Source organism: Streptomyces sp. R28 (assembly GCF_041052385.1).
Classification (GTDB): Bacteria; Actinomycetota; Actinomycetes; order Streptomycetales; family Streptomycetaceae; genus Streptomyces.
The window spans coordinates 8710620-8737562 of record NZ_CP163439.1; the positions used below are offsets into that span (position 1 = coordinate 8710620).

At 71.6% G+C, this 26943-nt stretch carries 17 protein-coding genes and 3 pseudogenes; 8 read left to right on the forward strand and 12 right to left on the reverse strand.

What is annotated here, in order from left to right:
* Positions 1–57: 57 nt before the first annotated feature.
* Together dmpG and AB5J49_RS38135 are read right to left on the reverse strand one after the other, a co-directional pair.
* A pseudogene (gene dmpG / locus AB5J49_RS38130) lies at positions 58–1075 on the reverse strand (4-hydroxy-2-oxovalerate aldolase).
* Positions 1072–1503: pseudogene (locus AB5J49_RS38135) on the reverse strand (acetaldehyde dehydrogenase (acetylating)); the annotation flags it as partial. The pseudogenes AB5J49_RS38135 and dmpG, both read right to left, overlap by 4 nt.
* On the opposite strand from AB5J49_RS38135, the pseudogene AB5J49_RS38140 reads away from it, so the two are divergent.
* Positions 1490–1639 (forward strand): annotated as a pseudogene (locus tag AB5J49_RS38140) (IclR family transcriptional regulator); the annotation flags it as partial. The pseudogenes AB5J49_RS38135 and AB5J49_RS38140 sit on opposite strands and share 14 nt — an antisense overlap.
* Before the next feature lie 94 nt (positions 1640–1733).
* Here AB5J49_RS38140 and AB5J49_RS38145 read toward each other — a convergent pair.
* The 5 genes from AB5J49_RS38145 to AB5J49_RS38165 are packed head-to-tail and all read right to left on the reverse strand — an operon-like array spanning position 1734 to position 14865.
* On the reverse strand, positions 1734–3596 hold the full coding sequence (locus tag AB5J49_RS38145) for a fatty acyl-AMP ligase (protein ID WP_369173417.1): 1863 nt from the start codon (positions 3594–3596) through the stop codon (positions 1734–1736).
* Positions 3589–3855: an acyl carrier protein gene (locus AB5J49_RS38150; protein ID WP_369173418.1), complete on the reverse strand. Its 267-nt coding sequence runs from the start codon at positions 3853–3855 to the stop codon at positions 3589–3591. Before AB5J49_RS38150 ends, AB5J49_RS38145 begins: the two co-directional genes overlap by 8 nt.
* The gene (locus AB5J49_RS38155) at positions 3852–6890 is read right to left on the reverse strand and encodes an aldehyde dehydrogenase family protein (RefSeq protein WP_369173419.1); all 3039 of its coding nucleotides are present in this window, start codon (positions 6888–6890) and stop codon (positions 3852–3854) included. The genes AB5J49_RS38150 and AB5J49_RS38155 overlap by 4 nt, the downstream gene beginning before the upstream one ends.
* A gap of 14 nt (positions 6891–6904) precedes the next feature.
* Positions 6905–8137 (reverse strand): SDR family NAD(P)-dependent oxidoreductase, encoded by a 1233-nt coding sequence (locus AB5J49_RS38160; protein WP_369173420.1) that lies wholly within the window; start codon positions 8135–8137, stop codon positions 6905–6907.
* The gene (locus AB5J49_RS38165; protein WP_369173421.1) at positions 8053–14865 is read right to left on the reverse strand and encodes a beta-ketoacyl synthase N-terminal-like domain-containing protein; all 6813 of its coding nucleotides are present in this window, start codon (positions 14863–14865) and stop codon (positions 8053–8055) included. The genes AB5J49_RS38160 and AB5J49_RS38165 overlap by 85 nt, the downstream gene beginning before the upstream one ends.
* A gap of 257 nt (positions 14866–15122) precedes the next feature.
* Between AB5J49_RS38165 and AB5J49_RS38170 the strand changes: the two genes are divergently transcribed.
* Positions 15123–16013 (forward strand): LysR family transcriptional regulator, encoded by an 891-nt coding sequence (locus AB5J49_RS38170; RefSeq protein WP_369173422.1) that lies wholly within the window; start codon positions 15123–15125, stop codon positions 16011–16013.
* A gap of 81 nt (positions 16014–16094) precedes the next feature.
* On the forward strand, positions 16095–17156 hold the full coding sequence (locus AB5J49_RS38175; protein ID WP_369173423.1) for a tartrate dehydrogenase: 1062 nt from the start codon (positions 16095–16097) through the stop codon (positions 17154–17156).
* Between the two features lie 111 nt (positions 17157–17267).
* Here AB5J49_RS38175 and AB5J49_RS38180 read toward each other — a convergent pair whose 3' ends face one another.
* On the reverse strand, positions 17268–18227 hold the full coding sequence (locus tag AB5J49_RS38180) for a helix-turn-helix domain-containing protein (RefSeq protein WP_369173424.1): 960 nt from the start codon (positions 18225–18227) through the stop codon (positions 17268–17270).
* A 336-nt stretch (positions 18228–18563) separates the two neighbouring features.
* Between AB5J49_RS38180 and AB5J49_RS38185 the strand changes: the two genes are divergently transcribed.
* On the forward strand, positions 18564–18947 hold the full coding sequence (locus AB5J49_RS38185) for an MmcQ/YjbR family DNA-binding protein (protein ID WP_369173425.1): 384 nt from the start codon (positions 18564–18566) through the stop codon (positions 18945–18947).
* A gap of 29 nt (positions 18948–18976) precedes the next feature.
* Here the strand turns inward: AB5J49_RS38185 and AB5J49_RS38190 are convergent, their stop codons facing one another.
* The 4 genes from AB5J49_RS38190 to AB5J49_RS38205 form a co-directional block, all read right to left on the reverse strand.
* Entirely contained in the window at positions 18977–19768 is a 792-nt protein-coding gene (locus AB5J49_RS38190; RefSeq protein ID WP_369173426.1) for an ABC transporter permease, read from the reverse strand.
* Positions 19765–20757 (reverse strand): ATP-binding cassette domain-containing protein, encoded by a 993-nt coding sequence (locus tag AB5J49_RS38195; protein WP_369173427.1) that lies wholly within the window; start codon positions 20755–20757, stop codon positions 19765–19767. Before AB5J49_RS38195 ends, AB5J49_RS38190 begins: the two co-directional genes overlap by 4 nt.
* 92 nt (positions 20758–20849) lie before the next feature.
* On the reverse strand, positions 20850–21692 hold the full coding sequence (locus AB5J49_RS38200) for a DUF4097 domain-containing protein (protein ID WP_369173429.1): 843 nt from the start codon (positions 21690–21692) through the stop codon (positions 20850–20852).
* Positions 21693–21779: 87 nt separating this feature from the next.
* Positions 21780–22298: a toxin-antitoxin system HicB family antitoxin gene (locus tag AB5J49_RS38205; RefSeq protein WP_369173430.1), complete on the reverse strand. Its 519-nt coding sequence runs from the start codon at positions 22296–22298 to the stop codon at positions 21780–21782.
* 536 nt (positions 22299–22834) lie between these two features.
* On the opposite strand from AB5J49_RS38205, the gene AB5J49_RS38210 reads away from it, so the two are divergent.
* Genes AB5J49_RS38210 through kdpB form a run of 4 tightly spaced genes read left to right on the forward strand, consistent with a single transcriptional unit; the run spans position 22835 to position 26938 of the window.
* Positions 22835–23023, forward strand: coding sequence for a hypothetical protein (locus AB5J49_RS38210; protein WP_369173431.1), 189 nt, complete (start codon positions 22835–22837; stop codon positions 23021–23023).
* Positions 23020–23109 (forward strand): K(+)-transporting ATPase subunit F, encoded by a 90-nt coding sequence (gene kdpF, locus AB5J49_RS38215; RefSeq protein ID WP_016434100.1) that lies wholly within the window; start codon positions 23020–23022, stop codon positions 23107–23109. The genes AB5J49_RS38210 and kdpF overlap by 4 nt, the downstream gene beginning before the upstream one ends.
* 32 nt (positions 23110–23141) lie before the next feature.
* The gene (kdpA, locus tag AB5J49_RS38220) at positions 23142–24803 is read left to right on the forward strand and encodes a potassium-transporting ATPase subunit KdpA (protein ID WP_369173432.1); all 1662 of its coding nucleotides are present in this window, start codon (positions 23142–23144) and stop codon (positions 24801–24803) included.
* Positions 24803–26938: a potassium-transporting ATPase subunit KdpB gene (gene kdpB, locus AB5J49_RS38225; protein ID WP_369173433.1), complete on the forward strand. Its 2136-nt coding sequence runs from the start codon at positions 24803–24805 to the stop codon at positions 26936–26938. Before kdpA ends, kdpB begins: the two co-directional genes overlap by 1 nt.
* Positions 26939–26943: the final 5 nt, after the last annotated feature.

The window sequence follows — 26943 nt, forward strand, 5'->3', positions numbered from 1 at the left end:
CGGCCGGATACGACGGCATCTCCGTGGCCGTGAACTCGTACAGGAAGGGCGTCCGGGTCAGGCCGTCGCCCGCGCGCGGGCCACCAGGTCCAGGGCGATGTCGGTGATCATGTCCTCCTGGCCGCCGACCATCCCCCGCCGTCCGACCTCGACGAGGATGCTGCGGGTGTCGAGGCCGTACCGGGCGGGGCGGTCTCGGCGTGGCGCAGGAAGCTGGAGTAGACGCCCGCGTGGCCGAGGCTGAGGGTCTCGCGGTCCACCCGCACCTCGCGGTCCTGCAGCGGACGTACGAGATCGTCGGCGGCGTCCATCAGCGGGAAGAGGTCGCAGGCGTGCTCCCAGCCCATCAGGTCGGCGACCGCGACGAAGGCTTCGAGGGGACAGTTGCCGGCGCCCGCGCCCTGCCCGGCGAGCGAGGCGTCGACCCGTACGGCGCCGCTCTCGACGGCGACGACGGTGTTGGCGACGCCCAGGGAGAGGTTGTGGTGGGCGTGGATGCCGAGCTCGGTGGCCGGGTCGAGGACGTCGCGGTAGGCGCGGAAGCGGTCGCGGACCCCGTCCATCGTCAGGCGGCCGCCGGAGTCGGTGACGTACACGCAGTGCGCGCCGTACGACTCCATCAGCTGGGCCTGGCGGGCGAGTTCGGCCGGTTCGGCCATGTGGGACATCATCAGGAAACCGGCGACGTCCATGCCCAGGTCGCGTGCCGCGGCGATGTGCTGGGCGGCGATGTCGGCCTCGGTGCAGTGCGTGGCGACACGGACCGACCGGATGCCCAGCCGGTGAGCCTGCCGGAGGTCGTGCAGGGTGCCGATGCCGGGCAGCAGCAGTGGCGTGGGCACCGCGTGCCGCGTGACGTCGGTGACGGCCTCGATCCACTCCCAGTCGGTGTGGGCGCCGACGCCGTAGTTGATGCTGGAGCCGGCCAGTCCGTCCCCGTGGGCGATCTCGACGGCGGTCACACCGGCCGCGTCCAGGCGGCGGCGATGGCACGGGCCTGGTCGACGGTGTAGCGGTGGCGGACGGCGTGCATGCCGTCCCGCAGGGTGACGTCCTGGACGTACAGGCGGGTCATCGGGAGGCCACCTCCGTGGCGATGGGGGTCCCCTCGCTCGAGCGAAGCCGGGAGTGGGGGACGGCGGCCATGCGTTCCGCGGTGCGCAGCGCGGCCGAGGTCATGATGTCGAGGTTTCCGGCATAGGCCGGGAGGTAGTGGGCGGCGCCCTCGACCTCGAGGAAGACGGACACCTTGAGCGCCTCGTCCGCGTCGGGGGCGAGGGTGCGCGGCGGGTCGTCCGCCCTCACCCGGTCGAACTGCACTTGCTGCTTGAGCCGGTAGCCGGGCACGTACGCCTGGACCCGGCCGGCCATCTCCTCGACCGACGCGACGACGGCCTCGGTGGCGCAGTCGGAGACCAGGCAGTGCACGGGGTCCCGCATGACCAGCGGGGGTTCGGCCGGGTTGAGGACGATGATCGCCTTGCCGCGCTGCATCGCGGCCCCCGTCTTCGTCGGCGGCACCGCGGTGGCCGCCCTCTCGGTGGCCGTGCCCCGCTCACGTTTCAGCCCCGCCCACCTGGCCCCCGCTGTGCGCACCGCGGCGCTGGGGCTGTCTCGGGTGCTGCGGGGCGGCGGCTGACGGGGGAGCCCCGGTCGTACGGGACCGAGATCAGCGACACCGTAGGGAAACGTGATCGGCGCGACTCGCCTACATGCCCATTGGTGTGCAATTATCACTGCTGTGCCGGGTGGGTGCGGGCAGCCTCTCCGAGGGTGGACGACTGCCCCCGTCCGGTCCCGCACGGACCGCCCTCGCGCACCGGCCTCTCCCCCTTCGGGGTGAGCAGGTCGGAGTACAGGGGATCGAGGCCCGTGGAGCGGAGCTCGTCGCGGGTTCGTGAGCGCTGGATCTTGCCGCTGGTGGTCCGGGGCACGCTCATCGGTCCGACGATGACGACCTGGACGGCCAGCCGCAGTTCGCGGGCCAGGCGCCTTCTGATGAGGTCGGCGAGGGCCGCGGGAGCGCGGCCGTTGAGGTGGAGCGGGCGGATTTCCTGGACCAGGACGATCCGCTCGTGGCCGGAGGCGTCGGGCAGGGCGAAGGCGGCGCAGGGGCCGGTCGCGGGGTCGGCTGTTTCGCTGATGCGCTCGATGTCCTGGGGGTGGATGTTGCGCCCGTTGGCGATGATCAGGTCCTTGGCGCGACCGGTGACGTAGAGCTCCCCGTCCTGGAGGAAACCGAGGTCTCCGGTGCGCAGGTACGGGCCGTCGCCGTCGGCGGTGACAGCGGCGAAGTGCTCGGCGGTGCCCTGCGGGTCGTTGAGGTAGCCGTCGGCGACGCTGTCGCCGCGTACCCAGATCTCGCCGACCCGCCCGCCCTCCAGGGGACATGAGGTCGCGGAGTCGACGATCCGGACGTCGGCGCCGACGGGACGGCCGCAGCCGACCAGGTCAACGCCGTCCGGGGCGGGTACGGCCCGGCCGGCCTCCAGTGCGTCCCGGTCGAAGCGCCCCACGGTCGGCCCGCTGCCGCAGGACGTGCCGGTCACCATGAGCGTGGCCTCGGCCAGGCCGTAGCTGGGCGCCCAGATGGCCGGACGGAAGCCGATGGGGGCGAGTCGGCGGGCGACCGCGTTCAGGACGTCGGCGCGGACGGGCTCGGCGCCGCTCAGTGCGAAGCGCAGGCAGTCCAAACTCAAGTCCGGTTCCAGATCGGCCAGTTGGCTGTCGTTGAGGCTCCTCAGCAGCCAGTCGTAGCCGAAATTCGGGGCGAAGGTGTAGAAGGACCGGTATCGGCTGATCATCCGGAGCCACAGCAGCGGGTGGGCGATGAAGGACACCGGGGAGCAGAAGACGAGGTTGCCGCAGCTCGCGAGCGGGCTGAGCAGCATGCCGACCAGGCCCATGTCGTGGTAGTGCGGGAGCCATCCGGCGCCGGACTGCGACGGGTCGTGGCGCAGTTCGTCCAGGACGTGCTCGGGGAGGAGCTTCTCCCTGATCGACAGCAGGTTGTGCAGCAGGTTCCGGTGGGTGACGACGACACCGCGCGGCTCGCTCGTCGACCCGGAGGTGTACTGGATGTAGGCGGTCGCGGAGAGCTCCAGGGCTGCAGGAGACCAGGTGCCGGGGTCGGGCGGTACGGTCCCGTCGGCCCTGTCGGTCCCGTCGGTCGCGACGCACTCCGTCCGCGCGGTGAGGTCCAGGCCTGCCAGCCAGGAGCCGAGCCCGGGCTGGTGAGCGGCATCGCTGAGGACCAGCCCGACGTCCGCGTCGCGGATGATGCCCTCGGCGCGTTCCAGGGCCCGCCGGTCGGTGGCCGGCAGCGGGGCGGGGATGGCGACCCGCCCGGCGTACAGGCAGCCGAGGAAGACCGTGAGGAACTCCAGACCCGCCGGGTACATCAGCAGGACGCGCGCGCCGGGCGGTGTCCGGTCGGCCAGCCATGCCCCCACCGCTCGGGCCCGCGCGTCGAGTTGGGCGTACCCGAGCCGTTCCACCTCGACGAGCTCGTCCCGGACGCTGTCCACGCGCGCGTACCAGCGGGTGTCGCCGAGGAGCCACATCTTCTCGCGCAGGAACCGGACGAGTTCACTCACCGCCGGTTCCGATCCGTGCGGCCAGGGCCTCCTCCACGTAGCCGACCACGGCGCCGACCGTGTGCAGCTCCCAGGCGACCTCGTCGGGGATGCGCACCCCGAACCGCTCCTCGGCGACGACGGTCATCCGCACCAGGACGAGCGAATCGAGGGCGAGGTCCGCGATGAACGCGGTCTGTTCGTCGACCTGTTCGGGGTCGACGTCGCCGAACTCGGCGAGCATCGCCTTCAGCTCGGCCAGGATCTCGGAGCGGTTCACCGAGCGGCCCCCTTCCGGGGCTGCTGCTGCTTCCGCAGCTTCTGTGTCTTCTGCACCTTCTGCGTCTTCTGCGTCTTGCGTGTCTTGCATGGCACGTCCCAGGCGACGGGCAGGACACTGAGCCCGCGCTCGAACATGCTGGGACGCCACCGCGGCGTGCCGTCCAGCCGCATACCGGGCAGCCGGCGCAGGACGGCGGCGACGGCGGCCTCGGCCGTCATCCGGCCGATGTGGGCGCCCAGGCAGTAATGGGCGCCGTGCCCGAACGCCAGATGGCCGGGGGTGGGGCGGCGCAGGTCGAGCAGGTCGGGGTCGGGGAAGCGGGCGGGGTCGCGGTTGGCCGCGCCGAGGCACAGGAACAGGGACTCGTTCGCGGGGACGGTCACCTCGCCGAACTCGACGGCTTCGAGGGTGCCCCGCCAGCTCGTGAACGGCAACGGGCTCTCGTAGCGCAGGAGTTCGCCGATGGCCGTCTCCAGCAGCGCCGGTTCGCCGCGGAGTTCGGCGAGCCGGCCGGGGTGGGTGAGCAGGGCGTGCAGGCTGTTGCCGACGCTGTTGATGCTGGGGTCCTGGCCCGCCACCAGCATCATCATGACCTGGCCGTGCAGTTCGTCCTCGCCGATCAGGCCGTCCTCGTCGCGGGCCCGGACCAGCAGCGAGATCAGGTCGTCGCCGGGGGCGCGGCGCTTCTCGGCGACGGCCTTGCGGACGAACCCGTCGATCTCGTGGGCGAGCGCCGCCACGTAGGGGACGTCGTTGTTCCATTCGGCGGTACGCCAGATCATCGCCCGCAGATGGTTCATCCGGGGCGGGGTGGCGCCGAGGACGGAGAACAGGACGTTGCCACCGAGCGGGTAGGCGACGGCCGCCATGAGGTCGGCCCGGCCCCGGTCCACGATCTGGTCGATCCGGGTGTCGACGACGCGCTGCACCCGGGAGCGCCACTGTTCCTGGCGGGCAGGCGTGAAGAACGGCCGCATGATCGCGCGCAGTTCGCCATGGCGCGGGTCGTCGCTGTCCAGCAGGTGGGTGAAGAGCCGCTCCCGCAGCTCGGACGGCCAATGCCGCAGCCACATACGGCCGGCGGTGAGGCGCTTGCTGTCGCAGCTCACCCGCGGGTCGGTGTGGGCCCGGCGGACGTCGTCGTAGCGGGTCAGCAGCCAGCCCGGACCGTCCGGAGACATGATCCGGCTCACCGGCCGGTGCTCGCGCAGCCAGTGCAGCGTCGGGTACGGGTCGTGCTGGAACGCCTCGGTGAACGGGGCCGGCAGCCCGCCCGGCAGCTCCTCGGGCGGCCAGCCGGGCGGGTACTCCCGGACCGCCTCGACCCTGGGCCTGCGTCGCGCCGGGACGTACGGGGCGACGCCGTCGGACGGTGCGGGCGGGGACTGCGCCACGGAGACGCCCTGGAGGCGGCTGGTGCGCAGCATCGGGTAGTTGAGCTCCCCGGACCGGTCGCCGCTCAGCCCAGGGCCGCCATGGTTGGACAGGTAGGGAACGCCCGCGAGGTGTGAGTCGTTCACCCGGATCTGGCCGCACGAGCGGACGTCCCGGACGAACCGGTCGATGACCTGTGGGTCCTGCGCCCACAGGGAGTTGCGCAGGCCGTAGGCGCCGGCGGCGACGAACGACACCGTCTCGGCGAGGAGTTCGTCGTCACCGGCGGGTTCGGGGACGACGACGGTCAGCATCGGGAAGAACGTCTCGTGCCGGACCGACCGCAGCTCCCGCGCCCGGGTGAGCCCGTCGATGCGGATGAGCGCCGGCTCCGCGAAGGCGGCGACGTCGCTCTCCCGGCCGCCCACGTCCAGGTGGCGTCCGCCGGTCAGCACACGGGCGCCCGCCCGTCGGGCGTCGGCGAGCGCGGCGTCGTATCCGGCGGTGTTGGGTGTGGCGGCCAGCACCACCTCGGGATCGTCGGGGAAGCCGGGCCGCAACGCCCCGACGCGTTCGGCGAGTCGGTCGGTGAGCCGGTCGGCGATCTCCGGGTGGACGAGCGCGATGTTGGGCGCACAGCAGATCTGGCCGCTGCCGTGGTACGACTCCAGCAGCGCGTCCACGGCCCGGTCGAGGGGCGCGTCACGCCACACCAGGACCATGTCGTTGCCGCCGAGTTCCAGGATCGGCTTCTTGCCCGCGACCAGGCACGCCTTCTCGATCTGTTCGCCGCGGATCGAGTCGCCGAAGTACAGCACGTCGTCCACCAGCGGACTGTCCAGCCAGGCGTCCAGCGCCTGGGCCGGGTCGGTGCACAGCGCCGACAGGACACCGGGCGGGGCACCGGCCTCGGCCAGCGCCGGCACGGCGATCCGCTCCAGCAGATACATCGCGGCGATCGGCGCCTGCCGTGACAGCCGCACCACCAGCGCGTTGCCCGCCAGCACGGACTGGAAGGCCGCGCCGACGCTCAGCGCCGGGGTGTTCTGCGGCGGCTGCACGCAGACGACGCCGTCCGGCACCCGGCGCAGCGACACCGTCCGTCCGCCGGCGCTGTGCCGTGTCTCCAGCTGCCGCAGACACCAGTCGGTGGTCTCAGGGGCGAAGAAGGTGACCAGGTTGGCGACCTCCATGCGGGCCAGCCGCACCGGGTGCCCTTCCTCGACGAGGAGGTGGGTCAGCGTGTCCGCGTGTTCCAGCAGCCGTGCGCGGAACGCCTCGGCGACGGCGGCGCGTCGGGCTCGCGGGCTGGCGCCCCATTCGTCCGCGGCGTGCCGTGCCGTGCGCAGCGCGGTCTGCATGAGGTCGGGTCCGGCGACGGCGCAGCGTCCCAGGATCGTTTCCGGGTGGGCGTCGGGGCCCATCCGCCCGGCGTTGAGCGCGTTGCGGTAGCAGGTGGCGCCGATGGGGTCGTCGATCAGCGCGCTCGCGCGCAGTGCGTAGACCCACTCGGTCGGGCCGGGGACGGTGGCGCCGCCGATGAGGGGACCGAAGCTGGGAAAGTCCTCGGTGCGGTCCGCCGCCGGGGTATCGGGCGCCGGGGTGTCGGCCGCCGGGGTGTCGGCCGCCGGGGTCTGGGGTTCCTGACAGGTCACCATGAAGGGCCTCCCTTTCAGCCGTTGGCGGTGTCGGTGGTGCGCACGCCCAGGCGCAGCAGCACGTGGCGGGCGAGGTCGGTGACGGTGACGCCGCCCTGGAGGAGTTCCAGGGGCGGGATCTCGACATCGAGGCGTTGGCGCAGTGTGGTCAGCAGCTCGGCGGCCATCAGGGAGTCGACGCCGTAGTCCTGAAGCGGCAGCTTCGGATCGAGGCGGGCGGCGTTGGTCTGCAGGATCTGGGCCAGGTACTCGGTGAGAGTGCCGCCGACGGTCGTCAGCGCCTCTTCGGCGGTGAGGCCGGCCAGGGCCGCCACGAGGTCCTGGCGGGTGTGGCCGCCGAGCTCGCCGTCGGCGGGCAGCAGCGCCGCGAAGCGGGGCGTGGTCAGGGCGGGCAGGAAGGCGCGCATTCGGGCCCAGTCGTAGCGGCCGATACCGGCGACCGCGGTGCCGGACGCCGCCAGGGACTCCAGGGCGTCCAGCGCCTCGCGCGAGCCGAGCGGGGACGTGCCGAGCGCTTGCATGGACGGTACGAGGCCCTCGCGGGCGACATGGCCGCAGTCCCCGAGCGCACCCCAGGTGACGGCGAGGGCCGGTTCGGTGCCGTGCCGCCTGCGGGCCAGCGCTTCGGTGAACAGGTTCCCGCCGACGTAGGCGGACTGCTTGACGTTGCCGACGGCCGTGGTGAACGAGGAGTACAGCCAGAACAGCCGCAGGTCGTGCTCGCGGGTCAGCGCGTCGAGGACCTCCGCGCCGACCATCTTGGGGGCGAGGACCGCGCGGATCCGTTCGTCGGTCAGTTCGGTGAGCGGGGCGTCGTCGAGCGTCATGGCCGCGTGGACCACCCCCGTGAGCCGGTGCCCGGAGGCGTCGACACGGCTGATCACCTCGGCCATGGCTGCGGAGTCGGTGACGTCGGCGGCGTACGGCGTGGCGGTCACCCCCAGCGCGGCCAGGTCGGACAGTACGTCGGCCGCCTCGGGACCGTCGGGGCCCCGCCGGGAGACCAGGGCCAGATGACGGGCGCCGCGGTCGGCGAGCCGGCGGGCGGTCGCGGCGCCGAATCCGCTCAGCCCACCGGTGACCAGATAGGTGCCGTCGGGATCGAACCGGGGCGGCTCGGGCCGGTTGCGGACGGGAACCGGGCCGTCCTGCGGATCGAGGCTCACGACGACCTTGCCGATGTGCCGCGAGTGCTGCAGCAGCGCGAACGCCTCACCGACCCGGGCGGCCGGGTACACCGTGTACACGGCTGATCACCATGGGGCTGCGGCCAGTTGACGTCGGCGGAACCGGCGTGGTACGGCGTCCCCCCCAGCGCGGCCAGGTCGGACAGTACGTCGGCCGCCTCGGGACCGTCGGGGCCCCGCCGGGAGACCAGGGCCAGATGACGGGCGCCGCGGTCGGCGAGCCGGCGGGCGGTCGCGGCGCCGAATCCGCTCAGCCCACCGGTGACCAGATAGGTGCCGTCGGGATCGAACCGGGGCGGCTCGGGCCGGTTGCGGACGGGAACCGGGCCGTCCTGCGGATCGAGGCTCACGACGACCTTGCCGATGTGCCGCGAGTGCTGCAGCAGCGCGAACGCCTCACCGACCCGGGCGGCCGGGTACACCGTGTGCGGCAGCGGCCGGTAGCGGCCGTCCGCCACCCGTTCGGCGACCTCGGCCAGCAGACGCCGACCGTGTGCGAGCCCGGCCTCGTCGGACAGCAGGGCGGTGACATCGACGCCGAAGAAGGCGATGTTGCGGCTGAACGGCCGCATGAGGAGCGGCTTGTTGGCGTAGATGTCGCGCTTGCCGAGTTCGACGAACCGGCCACCCGGCCGCAGCGTCTCCAGACCACGGTCGATGGCCTGCCCCGCCAGCGAGTTGAGTACCACGTCGACCCCGCGCCCACCGGTGATCCGCAGCGCCTGACCGGCGAAGTCGAGGCTCCGGGAATCCAGTACGTGCTCGACGCCCAGCGCGCGCAGCAAGTCCCGCTTGGCCGGGCTGCCCGCCGTGGCGATCACCGTGGCTCCCACCAGACGGGCGTACCGGACGGCGGCCAGCCCCACCCCACCGGCGGCCCCGTGCACCAGCACGGTCTCCCCGGCCGCGAGCCGCGCCAGCTCGTGCAGGGCGTAGTGGACCGTCAGGAAGGCCACCGGCACGGTCGCGGCCTCCGCGAAACCGAGACCGTCGGGGATCTTCACCACGGCCGCCGCGGGAGCCACCGTGTGCGAGGCCAGACAGGCCGGGACGGTCGCGCACACCCGGTCCCCGACGGCCGGCTCGCTCACGCCCTCGCCCACGGCCGTGACGATCCCGGCGCATTCCAGGCCGGGGCCGTCATCGCCGAACCCGCCTTCGCCCGCTTCCGGGGGCAGCAGACCGGTCGCCTTCATGATGTCGCGGTAGTTGAGCGCGGCGGCGCGCACCGCGACCACCACCTCACCGGCCCCGGGTGTGATGGGTTCGGTCCGGGCCCAGACTGGCTCGTACGACAGTCCGGGCGTGCGGATCCGAAGGGCGAAGGGTTCGTCGCCGCTCTGCTCGACGTGTTCGCCGGACGGGAGTTCGCGCTCTCGGGGTACGAAGCGTCCGCCGGAGGTGATGACGATCTCGTCCTCGCGTGCTGCGGCCGGGCCCTCGTCGTCACCGCACGACATGTCGGCTGCCAGCAGTTCGCGGGCCAGCCGGTGCGCATCCGCGGCCGGGTCGCCGAGGCGTTCCAGCGACAGCCGGGTCACCCGCAGGTCGGGGTGCTCGTTGGCCAGGGTGCGGGCCACGCCCCAGGCGGCGGCGTCCTGCGGGTGGGCGGCGCGTTCGGGCGCGGGCAGCGCGCCGCTGGGCCGGGTCACCAGCCACAGGGCGGGCCGGGCGCCGTCCGGGAGGTTCTGGCAGGCCGCGGCCAGGGCGCGCAGCGTGGCAGCGCGCCGTACGGCCTGGTCGAGCATCGCCTGCGGGTCGGCGGGGGAGTCGGTCGGGGACTCGCCCAGCAGGAGCACCACGGCCGGGTCGCCGTCACCGGTGAGCGACGCCCTCCAGGCCGCGGGGTCGACGGGAGCGGGCGTCACCGGGACGGACCGCGTCCCGCCGTCGGCCAGCAGCGCGGCGAGGCGCTCGGCCAAGGGGCTCTCCGACTCGCTCTCGGTGGCCACGATCCACCGGGTGCCGTCGTCCGGCCGGGGCAGCGCGGGCTCGGCGGTCTCGTATACGGGCGCGGAGGCCAGCAGCACCGACGCGGTCTGCCGGGCCGGTGCCTCGATGCTGTCACCGAGACAGACGACGTGGGTGAGGCCGCACGCGCTCAGCACTTCGAGCCACCGGTCCCGGCCCAACAGGGGCGAGCCCGGACGCAGTTCGTCGTCATGCCGCCAGAAGCTGTCCAGCGTGCCGAAGAGCGGCAACAGATAGTCCGTGTCGTGTGTCTCGAAGGCCAGCAGTCGGCCCCCAGGGGCCAGCAGCCTGCGCACCCGGCGCAGGGCGGCCCCCAAGTCCGTCGCCGTGTGCAGGGAGTTGGCCGCGAGGATCAGGTCGTAGGCTCCGTCGGTGAAGCCCTGCTCGGCCGGGTCGGCGTTCAGGTCGAACGGCCGGTAGTCGACGAAGTCGTGGTCGCCGAAACGGCGCCGGGCGCGGGCGAAGAAGCCCGAGGAGACGTCGGTGAAGTGGTACACGGCTCGCTCGGGCGGCAGCAGCGGCAGCACAGCGGCGGCGGTCCCACCCGTGCCCGCGCCGACCTCCAGGATCCGTAGCGGCCGGTCCCCGGGCCAGGCCCGGGCGATCTCCGCAGCCAGCGAGGCGATGACCCGGTTGTGGAGACGGCAGGACGGCGCCACGTCGTAGAACTGCTCCAGCGCTTCCTGGGAACCCTGGCCGGTCAGCAGCTGCAGTGCGTCGCGTTCGCCGCGCAGCACCTGCGGCAGGTGCGACAACTGGCGGACCGCCAGCTGCACTTCGGCACTGCAGGCCGGGAAGTCCGACGGCAGCGCGGCCAGGAGGGGGCCCGGGGCCGCGGTGCCGGTCAGCCGCCACCGTCCGTCCTCGCCGGTGGCGGCCAGACCGTGCCCGGCCATCAGGTCGAGCAGGGCCCGCGCCAGCCGGTCGTATCCCGGGAGCATCCCGTGCCGGATCAGGTCGGCGGGCGTGAACTCGGCCACCTTCGCGGGCAGCAGGTCCCCGAACGCGGCGGCGGCCACATGGGCGGTCACCAGCTTCAGCCGGGCGGCGAAGTCCGCGAAGCGCGTGGAGCGCCAGCCGGCCTCCAGCGCGGCGACGCTCCCTGCGGCGGCCGCGGCGAGGTCATGGTCGGCGGGCAGCGGCGAGGGTGCCGCCGGCACGTCGAGATGCGGCGCGGCCCGCAGCACGGTCTCGTACCGCAGCGGCGCCCGGTCGGCCGGGCCGGGCACCCGCCGCATGCGTACGCCGTCCAGTTCGGCGGTGACGCTGCCGTCCGGGTCGGTGACGGTGACGTCGAAGCAGAGTTCGGCGGTGCCGCGGCTGCGGTCGCGGACGTGCAGCATCCCCGTCGCGGACGGGCTCCGCCAGACGCGCACGGCCCCGATCGCGGCCGGGAGCCAGCACTGCCCGGCGCCGGCCCGGGCGGCCACGAGCGGCACACATGCCTGGAGCGCGCCGTCCAGCAGTGCCGGATGCGCCACGTACTGCGCGGAGTCGGCCGGGTCCGTGGTGTGCCGGTAGGCCGCCAGCACATCCCCGTCCCCGATGTGCAGCCGTGCGAGCTGCCGGAACGCGGGCCCGTAGTCCAGGCCGGTCGCGGCCAGTTCGGGATACAGGGTGTCGACGTCGCCCCGGCGAGCGCAGCGGGCACGCACCGCGGTCAGGTCGACCCGGGCGGGCGGGCGGCCGATCAGCTCGCGGACCCGGCACCGGGCGTGCGGACGGGGCCGAGCGCCGTCGGCATCGGCGCCGTCGGCGGCGGCCTCGGTGCTGGTGATGGACACCATGCCGTCGTCGAGGGAGAACCCGAGCTGCAAGTGGACGTCCCCGGCCCGGTCCCACGGGACGACCAGCGGGCGGCTCACCTCCACCCAGGCCAGTTCCACCGGGCCGTCCAGTACCCGCCGGCCGGCGGACAGGGCCATCTCGACGTATCCGGTCGCGGGGAGAACCACCGATCCGGCCACCTTGTGGTCGGCCAGCCAGGGCACCAGCACCGGTTCGACCGGCCCGTGCCAGGAGGGCTCCGCCGTCGGCAGCCGCTCGCCCAGCAGGGGGTGGTCCAGCCGTCCCGATCCGCTGCTGACGATCCACTGCTGCGGGGTGCCGCTCCAGTGCCGTTCCCGCTGCCACGGGTACGCGGGGAGCTCCGCCACCCGGGCGGGGCGCGGGAACCAGCGGGTCCAGTCCGTCTGCGCCCCGGCGGCGATCAGTGCCTCGACCGACCGGCGCAGCGCGGCCGGGCCGGCGGTGTCACGGCGCAGGGTGTCGAGTACGGCCACCCGGTCGCGCCCGGCGGTGATCCGGCGCAGGTAGGTGCGCAGGACGGGATGGGGGCCGACCTCCAGCAGGACGTCGACGCCGGCGTCCAGGGCGTGGCCGACGGCGGCGGCGAACCGGACCGGCTCGCGGACGTTGCGCCACCAGTATTCGGCGCCCAGACCGCTCGCGGGCACCGGGCCGCCGGTGACGGTGGAGATCATCGCCTCGGTGCTCCCGCTCGGGTCCAGCCCTTCGAGGCCGACGGCCAGCGGGGCGCGGACCCGCTCCATGACCGGGCTGTGGAAGGCGTAGTCGAGGTCCATGAGCCGGAAGAACACCTCGCGCGCCGTCAACTCCTCGCCCAGCGACTTGAGTTGGTTGACCGGGCCGGCGACCGTCACGTCCCTGGCGCTGTTCACGGCGGCCACCACCAGGCCCGGGTACGGCGACAGGGCCCGCTCCGCCTCGGCCGACGGCAGTCCCACCGCCGCCATCCGGCCCCGGCCGGCCGTGGCTGCCTGGGCCCGGCCTCGCTCGGCGACCACCCGCGCCGCCTCCTGCAGCGTCAGCGCGCCGACGGCGTACGCGGCGGCCACCTCGCCGACGCTGTGCCCGAGCGCGACCGTCCACTTCACGCCCCGCTCGCGCAGGACCGCGACGATGCCAGCCTGCACCGCGAACAGCAGCGGCTGCGCCACCTCGGTGGCCTCCAACCCCCACTCGTCCACCGGCCGGCGCAGCTGCGCGACGACCGACCAGCCGATCCGGGGCTCCAGCGCGCCGTCGACCGCGTCCACCTCCGCGCGGAACACCGGGTCGGCGTCCAGCAGGTCGGCGGCCATCCCCGCCCACTGCGAGCCGTTGCCGGCGAAGACCAGCCCGACCCGGCCGTGCTCGACCGCCTCACCGGTCACGCCGTCGTCGGTCAGGATCCGCGCGGCTTCGAACGGGGACGAGGCGAGCGCCACGCGGCGGTAGCGGTGCTTGGCGCGGCGGAGGCTGGTGGTGGCGGCGATGTCGTAGAACTCCGCAGACTCGGTCGACGCTGTGGGTCCTGTGGGTCCTGTGGGCTCTGTCGGTTTTTCCGGCGTGGTGCGGGTCAGCCGGGCGGCCAGCCGCCGTGCCGCTCCCTCGGCCGCCTGCGGAGTACGTCCCGAGGCGATCACCGGCAGTTCGCCGACCGCATCCGCGCGGGGCCGCGGGACAGCAGGGGGACGTGGGGCAGCAGGGGGCGGCGGGGTGGCAGAAGGCGGCGGCCCGACGACGACATGGGCGTTGGCCCCGCCGAACCCGAAGGAGTTGACGCCCACGAAGCGCCCTCGGCCCCGGCCCCCCGAGGCCAGCGGACGCGCCCGGTCGACCGGCTCCAGCCCCAGCCCGGCGAAGTCGATGCCGGGGTTGAGCGGCTCCAGGTGCAGTGAGGCGGGGATCGTGCCGTACCGCAGCACCGCGAGGGCCTTGAACAGCCCCGCCATGCCCGACGCCGGCTCCAGGTGCCCGACGTTGGACTTCACCGACCCGATGGGCAGCGGGCCCACCGTCCGTGCGACGCCCAGCACTTGGCCCAGTGCCGTGCACTCGGCCGGATCGCCTGCCTGCGTGCCGGTGCCGTGCGCCTCCACGTACCCGACCTCGTCGGGCGTGATCGCGGCCCGCTCGTACACCCGCCGCAGCAGGTCCTCCTGTGCCCGCGCGCTGGGCAGGGCCAGCCCGGCCGTGTGCCCGTCGCAGTTGCTGCCGGCGCCGGCGATGACCCCGTGGATCCGGTCTCCGTCGGCCAGCGCGTCGGACAGCGGCTTCAGCACCACCACGCCCGCGCCCTCGGCCCTGACGAACCCGTCGGCGTCCGCTGAGAACGCCGCGCACCGGCCACGCCTCGACAGCATCGACGCCTGGCTGAACCCGACGAATCCCGCAGGGTTGAGCAGCACGTTGACCCCGCCCGCCAGCGCCACACGGCTGCCGCCCGACGCGAGCTCCCGGCAGGCGCGTTCCACGGCCACCAGCGACGACGAGCAGGCCGTGTCGACGGCCATGCTGGGCCCACGCAGGTCGAAGAAGTGCGACAGCCTGTTCGCCGCGATCGAATGGGCCGTGCCCGCCATGGAATAGGCGTTCATCCGCCGGACCCTGACCATCTGCAGCCCGCCGTAGGAGAAGTCCGAGACACCGACGAACACACAGGTGTCGGAGCCCGCCAACCTCGCGGGGTCGATCCCCGCGTCGTCCAGCGCCTCGACGGCCGTCTCCAGGAGCAGCCGGTGCTGCGGGTCCATCTGCGCCGCCTCCCGCGGCGAGATCCCGAAGTAGTCCGCGTCGAACCCGGCGATGTCCGCCAGGAACCCGCCGCGCGCGGTGTACGACTTCCCCGGCCGCGTCATCGCGGTGTCGACGAACCGCGCACTCTCGAACCGATCCTCAGGAACCGCCCCGACCACATCACGCCCGGCCTCCAACGCCTCCCACAACCCGGCCAGATCCACGATGCCGCCGGGCAGCCGGCACCCCAGACCCACGATCGCGAACGCGTCCGTCCCGTACGAATCCCGCGACATCCTTAAGCCCCCCAGTCCCGAAACTCTGCGTAATCACGCGACTACGGGATCACCATGGCGGGGGTGTCGGGACAGGTCAAGCGGAACCGGGTGGAACTCCCCCCCCTTTCACGTCGTGACCTGCAACAACTCCCATGCGAATGACGGCAATCGGAGTCAACATGTGTAGCCGGGAGCACCGAGTGGGGGAACGGCGGCGACTCCGCGGAGTGATGTCGGGGCGTCGCAGAACCTTGGCGCCCGGTAAGAATCCAGGCATGGACATCCGGCAGCTGAAGTACTTTCTCGCGATCGTGGACCACGGCGGTTTCAACCGCGCGGCCACGGCCCTGTACGTGTCGCAACCGGCGCTGTCGCAGACGGTTCAGTCGCTGGAACGGGATCTGGGCGCCGCCCTGTTCCATCGCATCGGCAAGCGGGCCGTCCTCACGGAAGCGGGGACGGCGCTGATCGAACCCGCCCGCGCGGCCGTACGCGGCTTGGAGACCGCGCGGGCCAGTGTCGACGCAGTCCAGGAACTGCGCACCGGCAGGCTCGACATCGCCGCGATGCCGTCCCCGGCCGTCGAACCGCTCACCTCGATGGTCCGCGACTTCAGCAGCCGCCACCCCGGGGTGCAGGTGTGCGTCCGTGCCGCCTTCACCCCGCAGGACGTCATCGACATGGTGCGCACGGGCACCGGCGAGCTGGGGTTGCTGACCACCCCTGGCCCACTGCCGGAGAAGGAGGTCGTGTCCCACCCCGTCGGCGCCCAGGGGCTCGCGCTGCTGACCCCGCCGAACGGCCCGTTCCCGCCGGGCAGACCGGTGGCCCGCGAGGAGTTGTCCGGGCAGCGGCTGATCACCGTGCAGCGGGGCACGGCCGCGCGCGCCTACGTGGACGACCTGCGCGAGAGCGGCGTGGAGTTCACCGTCGCCGCCGAGACCGAGCACCGGGTGTCGCTGCTGCCGCTCGTCCTGGCGGGCGTGGGCCTCGCGGTGGTGACCGATTCCTGGCGTGCCGTGGCGGAGCGGGCGGGGGCGATGGTGCTCGACCTGGAGCCGAACCCCGTGCTGCGCATCGGCCTGATCAGCCGGAGGGGGCAGCTGTCTCCGGCGGCCCGGGCCTTCCTGGACTGCGCCCTGGCAGAACAGAAGCCCTCCGGGTAGCGCCCTTATCAGGCCGGCTTATAAGCGAGATCCGGATTGCGTCTTGGACGCGTTCCCGGGCGCGCTGGTGCAATCGGCCGCATGACGAACCAGAACCACCGCATCGCCCTCGTCCCCGGTGACGGCATCGGGACGGAGGTCCTGCCGCCCGCCCAGCGAGTCCTGGACGCCGTCGGCCGCCGCCACGGCATCGCGTTCTCCTACACCTCCTACGACTGGTCCTGCGAGCGCTACCTGCGCGAGGGCGCGATGATGCCCGAGGACGGCCTGGAGCGGCTGCGCGAGGCGGACGCGATCCTGCTGGGCGCCGTCGGCTACCCGGGCGTCCCCGACCACATCTCCCTGTGGGGACTGCTGATCCCCATCCGCCGCACCTTCCGCCAGTACGTCAACCTGCGGCCGATCCGGGTCTTCGAAGGCGTGGCCAGTCCACTGCGCGCCGCCGTCGCGGGCGAGGTCGACCTCGTCGTCGTACGGGAGAACGTCGAGGGCGAGTACAGCGAGATCGGCGGCCGGCTGAACCAGGGCACCCCGGAGGAACTGGCCGTCCAGGAGGCGGTGTTCACCCGGGCCGGGGTCATCCGGATCGCCGACTACGCCTTCTCGCTCGCCGCCCGGCGCCGCGGGAGGCTGACCTCCGCGACCAAGTCCAACGGCATCATCCACACCATGCCGTTCTGGGACGAGCTGATCGCCGAGCGCGCCGCCGCGCACCCCGGCGTCGCCTGGGACCAGGAGCACATCGACGCGCTGGCCGCGAAGTTCGTCCTCGATCCTGCCCGCTTCGACGTGGTCGTCGCCTCCAACCTCTTCGGCGACATCCTCAGCGACCTCGCGGCCGCCGTGGCCGGCTCGATCGGGATCGCCCCCTCCGCGAGCCTCAACCCCGAGGGCACCTACCCGTCGATGTTCGAGCCGGTGCACGGCTCCGCCCCCGACATCGCCGGCCGGGGCATCGCCAACCCGCTGGGCGCGATCGGCTCGGCGGCTCTGATGCTCGACCACCTCGGCCACACCGAGGCCGCGCAGAACGTCAACGACGCGATCGCCGCCGTGCTGGCCAAGTCGGACGTCCGTACCCGCGACCTGGGCGGTACGGCGACCACCGACGAGTTCACCGAGAAGCTGCTCGAACTCCTCTGACGCCTCACTACGCGCAGCAGGCGGAACGGAGGGCCTTTGAGGCTCGAAGAACGTCACCGAGGAGCTGACGCCGGCCGAACAACGAGCAAAGCGGCCGTGTCCGGTCGCAGGTCACGTGTCGGGAGTCGTCCGACGAGCCGCGTACGCGGCGGGCGTCAGGCCGGTGTGGTGGCGGAAGAAGCGGCCGAAGTTGGCGGCGTCGGTGAAGCCGAGGTGGGCGGCGACCGCGTGGGCGGTCCACTGGGCGTGGCCGAGGAGTCGGCGCGCTTCGAGCAGCCGCCGGTCGTTGATGATCTCCCGTGCTCCCTTGCTGGTGGCGGCCTGGGCGGCGCGGCTGAGCGTGCGCACCGAGCAGCCGAGCAACTGGGCGTAGTCGTCCACGCGGTGCAGCTCACGGAAGTGCAACTCCAGGGCGTCCAGGAATCGTTCGTAGGTGTGGTGGCGCCCGGCGGTGCCGTTTGGAGAGCCGGTTCCGGTGCCGGCCGGAGGGGCGGGGATGCCCGGGGAGTGGGCGAGGCGGAGCAGCAGGGTTTCCAGGAGGCTGCACCGCAGCGCGTGATGGGCCGGGAGCGGGCGACGCCCCAGGGCACGGTGTTCGTCGAGGAGTTGGAACGCGGTCTGTTCCAGCCAGGGGACGTCGTCAGGATGCGGGGCCAGGACGGCGGGGGCATCGTGCGAGGTGAGGGGGGTCAGCAGGCGGGCGGTGTCGGGCCGGAGCACCTCCGGCTCGAACAGGATGAAGGGCCCGCGGGCGGTGCTGGGGTCGTGCCAGCACTGCACGTGCCCGGCGCGTACCCACAGCCACTGGCCGGGAGTGACGGTACGGGTGACGTGGTCGACATCGTGCCGCAGCACACCCTCGCTGACGAGGATGAGGTAGTGGAAGGTGGCCCGGCCCGGGAGTGGGGGATTCCAGGGCCAGTCGTCGTGGTGGGCGTGGAAGTCCTCGACCGTGGTCACTTCCAGGCCGTACGGGGTACCGACCGGCGGCTGGAAGCCGTACAGCGGGACGGCAGTCGGCTCGGCGTGGGTGGTGAAACGGGGCCGCGGGGAGTGTCGTCTGGTGACCATCACGTGTCCGCAGCCTACCGTCCGAATTGTCGATCTCAAGGAGAGGATGGGACACCTCCCGCTGAAGAAAGGACTTCGCGGTGCCTCTCACCGGCAACGAGCTCCCCGGCAGGCTCGGACACCCAGAGATGGATCTCCGCTCGGATCCGCGCAGCGATCCGCAGCTGATCAAGGTGCTCGCTCCACCGGGGCTCGATCACAACGTGCCACCGCCGGAGGGACTTTCGCGGCGGTCGTCCCGGCGGGAGCGGCGTTCCATGCCGGATCTCGCCCCGGGCGTCGCGTCGACCGAGTGACAGTCCCTGGCCACCGACATCGACCGAGGAGCTCACCACCATGAACGGAACAACGCTGCTGAAGACCGCGGCCTACCACGCCGAGGAACTGCCCGGTGCCGGCCTGGAGCACCCCTTCGGCCCCGACTGGGAGGTCTTCAAGGTGCGCGGCAAGGTCTTCATGCTGATGACCGAGGTTCCCGGCCGCCCCGTCGTGATCCTCAAGTCGGACCCGGCCGAGGCCCAGGCCCTGCGCGAGGAGAACGCGGCCATCACCCCCGGCTACCACATGAACAAGAAGCACTGGATCACGTTGGAGGGCGGGGACGCGATCGACGAGGAGCTGGTCAAGGAGCTCGTGACCGAGTCCTACCGTCTCGTGGTCGGCCGTCTTCGCAAGTCTCAGCAGCCCGTCGACCCGCACACCTACGGCCGCCGCGCCTGAGGCCGAGTTCTCCCCAGGCGGGCCGGCCTCTACTTCGGGTCGCGGTCGAACAGTGACTTGGACCAGACGTGGCCGAGCAGGGCCAGCCCCAGGCACCAGGCGACGGCGAGCCATCCGTTGTTGCCGATCTCGGTGCCGAGGAGCAGGCCGCGCAGGGTCTCGATGGCGGGCGTGAAGGGCTGGTACTCGGCGATCGGCTGGAACCAGCCCGGCATCGCGTCGACCGGCACGAAGGCGCTGGAGAGGAGCGGCAGGACCATCAGCGGCATGGCGTTGTTGCTGGCCGCCTCGGCGTTGGGGCTGACCAGGCCCATGCCGACCGCGATCCAGGTGAGCGCCAGGGAGACGAGCGTCAGCAGCCCGACTGCGAGGATCCACTCAAGGACGGTGGCGTCCGTGGCCCGGAACCCGATCGCCACGGCGACGGCCCCGACGAGCACCACGCTCATCACGCACTGCAGCACGCTGCCGACGACGTGCCCGACGAGCACCGAACCGCGGTGGATCGCCATCGTCCGGAAGCGGGCGATGATGCCCTCGCTCATGTCGGTGGAGACGGACACCGCGCTGCCGATCGTGGTGCCGCCGATGGTCAGCATCAGGATGCCCGGGACGAGATACGCGAGGTACTCGGACCGGTCGGCACCGCCGTCCCCGATGCCGGCGCTCATCACGTCTCCGAAGATGTAGGCGAAGAGCAGGAGCAGCATGACCGGCGTGAGCAGCAGGTTCAGGGTGAGGGACGGGTAGCGCCGGGCGTGCAGGAGGTTGCGGCGCAGCATCGTGGTCGAGTCGCGTAGGGCGAGGGAGAGGGAGCTCATCGGACAGCCTCCTTGGGCTGGTTCGGCTGGTCGCTTCCGCCGGTCAGGGCGAAGAAGACGTCGTCGAGGTCGGGGGTGTGCACGGTCAGCTCGTCGGCCTCGATGCCGGCGGCGTCCAGCCGGTCGAGGAGGGAGCGCAGTTCGCGCTGGGTTCCGTCGCTGGGTATCTGCAGGGCGAGCAGCTCGTCGTCGCGGGTTGTCTCGCGCAGTGCGGCGGCCGCCCGTTCGTACGCGGCCGGGTCGGTGAAGCGGAGGTGGATGTGTCCGCCGGGGACGAGTCGTTTCAGTTCTTCGGCGGTGCCCTCGGCGGCGATCTTGCCGTCGTTGAGCACGGCGATGCGGTCGGCGAGTTCGTCGGCCTCCTCCAGGTACTGGGTGGTGAGGAAGACGGTGACGCCGTCGGAGACGAGTGCGCGGATGATCTGCCACATGGTGTGCCGGGAGCGTGGGTCGAGGCCGGTGGTCGGCTCGTCGAGGAAGATGATCCGCGGGTTGCCGACCAGGGTCATGGCGATGTCGAGGCGGCGTTTCATGCCGCCGGAGTAGGTGGAGGCGGGCTTCTGCGCTGCCTCCACGAGGTCGAAGCGCTCCAGCAGTTCGGCGGTGACCCGCCGCCCCTCGCGCTTGGAGAGGTGGTGCAGGTCGGCCATGAGGAGCATGTTCTCCTCGCCGGTGATCAGCCCGTCCACAGCGGAGAACTGCCCGGTGACACCGATCGCCGCGCGCACCCCGTCCGGTGACGTGGCGATGTCGTGGCCCGCGACCTGGGCCTGCCCGCCGTCGGCAGCGATGAGCGTGGACAGGATCTTCACGGCGGTGGTCTTGCCGGCGCCGTTCGGCCCGAGCAGCGCGAACACGGACCCGGCCGGAATACGCAGATCGATGCCGTCGAGGACGGTCTTGTCGCCGTACGACTTGCGCAGACCGACTGCGGAGACAGCGGTCGGCGACGGGCGATCGTGACCGCCCCCTCGACTGGATGTGGGCATGACAGATGAAGGCACGGGGCCCTCCCCTTCGAAAGATGAAGTGACTGGGGGATCGGAAAGGCGACGGAGGCTGGTGCGGGGATGGGAGGCGCTCAGGCTTTGGCGCGGAAGACGTCGATGTTGCCCCAGTTGGTCCGTGCGCGGACCTTGACGGTGCCCTCGGTCTGCTCCGGGGCCTCGGACGCGGCGAGCGTGTTGCGTACCTGCCCGCGGTTGGAACTGACGTCGAGCCAGGCGGCGGTGCCCTCGCGGACACCGACCTCGATGGAGCCGTTGGAGGTCTCCAACTGGACGTCGCCGCTGGAGACTTCGGCGACGCGAAGGGAGGCGTTGGTCGTGGTGCCGATGACCGACGCCTCGGCGCGCGCGATGTCGATGCCGCCGTTGGCGCCGTTCACCCGCAGCTCACCGGTCACGGCGCCGACGGTCGTGGTGCCGTGCGAGTTCTTCAGGACGGCGGGACCGTCGACGAGGCCGACGCGCACACTGCCGGAGCTGGTGGTGATCTCGGCCTTGCCGTCGACCCGGTCGACGGTGATCGAACCGTGGGAGACGGTCAGTTGGAGCGGCCCGGTCGTGTCGAGGCGGACGTCACCGGTCGAGGTCTTCACCCGGACCTCGCCGAGCCGGCCCTCGCTGAGGACCTGGGCCCAGGAGCCGGTCGTCTCGACGCGTGATCCGGTGGGCAGTTCGACCGTCACGTCGGCGACGCCGGAGGGCCCGATCATGCGTCGCTCCTTCGTCCTGACGGTCAGGACGCCGCTCGCGTAGGTGACCTCGGTCTGCTCGGCGGCCCGCACGTCCTTGTCCCTCTTCGGGTCGCGGGGCTGCACCTCGACGACCGTGTCGAGGCGGTCCGCCGCGGTGAACCGGATGGAACCGGCGCCCACGTGGGCGTTGACCGAGATCGGTTCGGGAGTGTCGAAAGAAGGCATGGCTGTACCGTCCTCATGAGTCCGTGGGTCGTCCCCGCAGGTGGGACGTGGTGTGAGTGCAGCGCTTTTCTCTGGGGGCGGGCGCGGTCAGCGCACCCAGCCGGTGAAGCTCTGTCCGACGGTGCGGGTCCTCTCCGCCGTACGCGGCTGCGTGCCGCCGTCGACCGCGGCCGACACGGCGCGCACCAGCCACGCGTTGACCGACAGGCCCTCGCGGCTCGCAGCCTCCTCGGCACGGGCCTTGAGGTGGGCCGGCAGTCGCAGGTTGACGCGGGCGGTGCCGCCCTCGTCGCTGTCGGCGGGCGGTTGTGCCTTGAGCGGTTCGACGGGTGCGGTCGGCTCCGTGGGGGCGTCGCCGTAGGTGGGCGGCGGTGTCACCACGAAGTCGGGGTCGAGCCCGCGCAGCCGTACGTCGACCGAGCCGGGGGCGAGTTCGCGGGTGATCTCGTCCATCGCGGCGGAGAGCACGTTGAGCATCGTCAGCCGGGTCGCCGACTCCAGGGGAGCGGTGAGCCTCTCGGCCAGCTCGCGGGCATCTTCCCCGCCGGCTTCGGCGGCCACCGCGAGTTCGCGGCGGAGGGTGTCGACATACGGGGTGAGGTCCATGACGCCATAATGGCACCATTGTGGTGCCATCCGCAAGCCTGGGTGATGCTGCCGTCGGGCTAGGGCGCGAGTTGCTGCGCTACCTGCGAAAACGTGAAGAGTGCGGCTGGAGTCACGGCGGCGCCATGTGTGCCGTCTGCTTTTGGGGTCCTGGAATGGAGGCGAGCGGCACCGGGTGGCACCGGATGGCGCCGAGTGGCGCCGGATGGTGTCAAGCCGCCACTCGACGCCAAGTGGCGCCAAGTGGCGCCAAGTGGTGCCGCAACAAGGGACTCGCCCCGAGAACCTCACCGGCTGGTCATTCGGCGGTGAGCGCCATGAGTACGTCGCCGGCCGCGGTGCTGCCCTGCCTTGCCAGGCGCCGCCGGGCGGGGTCGTCTCGGCGGTGATCGCCTCGGGGACGGGGTTGCTGCTGCTGAACTACGGGTTCGTCCCGCCGACGGGCCGGTCCTCGACCTGCTGTGCCCCGGGCCACCGAGCGCCACAGCGCAATGCTCGCCGGTATGGATCAAGGGCGTAAGAGTCCCGTCAAAGCCGTGGGTGCCGCCGTAAGGGAGCCGTCAACGGACGACCTGATCCGGCCGGAGAGGCGCTTTCCTCTAATCGTCCCTGTCCACCGAACCTCACTCCAGGAGTTCACGATGGCCGACCTGGCCTTCGTCGTCATCACGGTCGCGATCTTCGCGCTGGTGGCTCTCGTAGCCAAGGGGGTGACGAAGCTGTGACCGCCGAGAACATTGTCGGCCTCGTCGTGGCCGTCGCCCTGCTGGGCTATCTCGTCCTCGCCCTGATCTTCCCGGAGAGGTTCTGACGGTGACATCAGCTGCTACCGCAGCGGGAGATGTGGGTCCCGTACTCGCCGGCGTGCTCCAACTGCTCGCCCTCGTAGGCGCGCTGGCGCTCGCCTACGTCCCCCTCGGCAATTACATGGCCAAGGTCTACTCCTCCGACAAGCACTGGCGCGTCGAGAAGTGGACCTACAAGGCCATCGGTGGCAACCCCGACGCCGAGATGACCTGGCCCGCCTACCTGCGCGGTGTCCTCGCCTTCTCGGCCGTCAGCGTCCTCTTCCTCTACCTGCTGCAGCGGCTCCAGGGCGTCCTGCCCGGCTCGCTCGGCTTCTCCTCGGTCAGCCCGGCGCAGTCGTTCAACACGGCCGTGTCCTTCGTGACCAACACCAACTGGCAGTCGTACTACGGCGAACAGACCATGGGGCACGTCGTGCAGACCGCCGGTCTCGCCGTGCAGAACTTCGTCTCCGCGGCCGTCGGTATCGCCGTCGCCGTGGCCCTCGTACGTGGCTTCGCGCGCTCGCGCACCGGTGAGCTCGGCAACTTCTGGTCCGACCTGGTGCGCGGCGTTCTGCGGATCCTGGTGCCGGGCGCGGCGATCGCGGCCGTGGTGCTGGTGGCGTGTGGTGTGATCCAGAACTTCTCCGGCATTCACGAGGTCGGGCAGTTCATGGGTGGCTCGCAGCAGTGGAACGGTGGCGCGGTCGCCTCGCAGGAGGCCATCAAGGAGCTCGGGACGAACGGCGGCGGCATCTTCAACGCCAACAGCGCCCACCCCTTCGAGAACCCGACGCCCTTCACCAACCTCTTCGAGATCTTCCTGATCCTGGTGATCCCGTTCTCGCTGACCCGCACCTTCGGCGTGCTGGTCGGCTCGGTGAAGCAGGGTTACGCGATCCTCGCCACGATGTTCACGATCTGGCTGGGCTTCGTCGCCCTGATGATGTGGACGGAGTTCGCGCACCACGGCCCGGCGCTCCAGGCCGCGGGCGGGGCGTACGAGGGCAAGGAGGTCCGCTTCGGTGTCGGCTCCTCGTCGATCTTCGCGGTGTCCACGACGCTGACGTCGACCGGTGCGGTGGACTCCTTCCACTCCTCCTTCACCGGGCTCGGCGGCGGCATCACCATGCTCGGCATGATGCTGGGCGAGATCGCGCCCGGCGGCACCGGCTCCGGCCTCTACGGCATGCTGATCATGGCCGTGATCGCGGTGTTCATCGCCGGTCTGATGGTCGGCCGTACGCCCGAGTACCTGGGCAAGAAGATCGGCACCCGCGAGATCAAGCTGGCGGCCTGCTACATCCTGATCACCCCGGCGCTGGTGCTCGTCTTCACGGCGGCCTCCATGGCGCTGCCGACACCGCCGCACTCGATGCTCAACTCCGGTGCGCACGGCTTCTCGGAAGTCCTGTACGCGTTCACGTCGGCCTCGAACAACAACGGTTCGGCGTTCGCCGGCCTGAACGCGAACACCGACTGGTTCAACACCATGACCGGACTCGCGATGCTGCTGGGCCGCTTCCTGCCGATGGTGTTCGTGCTGGCGCTGGCGGGTTCGCTCGGCGGGCAGACGCCGGTCCCGGCCACCGCGGGCACGCTGCGCACCGAGAAGCCGCTGTTCACCGGCCTGCTGGTGGGCGCGATCCTGATCATCACCGGTCTGACGTACTTCCCGGCCCTCGCGCTCGGGCCGCTGGCCGAGGGGCTGGCGTGATGACCACCGACCTTCAGAAGCAAGAGGACTCGATGTCCACAGCGACTCCGACCCGGGCGCCGCACAGCGACGTTCCCACCGGGCACAAGTCCCCCGAGGGCCGTGTAGGAGCGGGCCTCTTCGACCCGAAGCAGCTGGTCAAGTCGCTGCCGGAAGCCTTCCGCAAGCTCGACCCGCGCATGCTGGTCAAGTCGCCCGTGATGTTCGTGGTGTGGATCGGCTCCGTGCTGACCACGGTCTTCTCCTTCAAGGACCCGGGCGACTGGTTCGGCTGGACGATCAGCGCCTGGCTGTGGCTGACCGTGATCTTCGCCAACCTGGCGGAGGCCGTCGCCGAGGGCCGTGGCAAGGCGCAGGCCGACACCCTGCGCAAGGCCAAGACCGACACGGTCGCCCGCCGACATCTCCCCGACGGCTCTGAAGAGCGGGTCCCCGGCACCGAGTTGAAGATCGGCGACCTCGTGGTCTGCGAGGCCGGTGACGTCATCCCCGGCGACGGTGACGTCGTCGAGGGCGTCGCGTCCGTCGACGAGTCGGCGATCACCGGTGAGTCCGCTCCGGTCATCCGTGAGTCCGGCGGCGACCGTTCGGCGGTCACCGGTGGCACGAAGGTGCTCTCCGACCGCATCGTCATCAAGATCACGACGAAGCCGGGCGAGACCTTCATCGACCGGATGATCAACCTGGTCGAGGGCGCGGCCCGGCAGAAGACGCCGAACGAGATCGCGCTGAACATCCTGCTGGCCTCGCTGACGATCGTCTTCCTGCTGGCGGTGGCCACGCTGCCGCCCTTCGCGGACTACGCCGGTACGCACCTGACGATGGTGGTGCTGGTCGCCCTGCTGGTCTGCCTCATCCCGACGACGATCGGCGCGTTGCTGTCGGCGATCGGCATCGCGGGCATGGACCGGCTGGTGCAGCGCAACGTACTCGCCATGTCCGGCAGGGCGGTCGAGGCCGCCGGTGACGTCTCCACGCTGCTGCTCGACAAGACCGGCACCATCACGCTCGGCAACCGCCAGGCGTCCGAATTCGTGCCGGTGACAGGCACGACGGAGGCCGAGGTCGCGGACGCCGCCCAGCTCTCCTCGCTGGCCGACGAGACTCCCGAGGGCCGTTCCATCGTCGTCCTGGCGAAGGAGAAGTACGGACTGCGTGAGCGCCACCAGGGCGAGCTGGCGCACGCCGAGTGGATCGCCTTCACCGCCCAGACCCGCATGTCGGGTGTGGACGTCGACGGACGCAAGGTCCGCAAGGGCGCCACCGCCTCGGTCGTCGCCTGGGTGAGGGAGCAGGGCGGCGAAGTCGCCGAGGACGCGGACGCCGTCGCCAACCGCATCTCCGAGGCCGGCGGCACTCCGCTGCTGGTCGCCGTCCAGGACGACCGGGGCGCCCGGATCCTGGGTGTCATCCACCTGAAGGACGTCGTCAAGGACGGCATGCGGGAGCGGTTCGAGGAACTGCGCCGGATGGGCATCAAGACCGTCATGATCACGGGTGACAACCCGCTGACCGCGAAGGCGATCGCCGAGGAGGCGGGCGTCGACGACTTCCTGGCGGAGGCCACTCCCGAGGACAAGATGGCCCTCATCAAGCAGGAGCAGGCGGGCGGCAAGCTGGTCGCGATGACCGGTGACGGCACCAACGACGCCCCGGCCCTGGCCCAGGCGGACGTCGGTGTGGCCATGAACACCGGTACGTCGGCCGCCAAGGAGGCCGGCAACATGGTCGACCTCGACTCCAACCCGACCAAGCTCATCGAGATCGTCGAGATCGGCAAGCAACTCCTCATCACCCGGGGCGCGCTCACGACGTTCTCCATAGCCAACGACGTCGCGAAGTACTTCGCGATCATCCCGGCGCTGTTCGCGGCCGTCTACCCGGGCCTGGACAAGCTCAACATCATGGGCCTGTCCTCGCCGGACTCCGCGATCCTGTCGGCCGTCATCTTCAACGCGCTGATCATCATCGCGCTGGTGCCGCTCTCCCTGAAGGGCGTGCAGTACCGGCCGGTCAGCGCCGACAGGATGCTGCGGCGCAACCTCACCATCTACGGCATCGGCGGACTCGTCGCCCCCTTCATCGGCATCAAGATCATCGACCTGCTCATCTCCCTCATCCCCGGGATCGGTTGATCCAT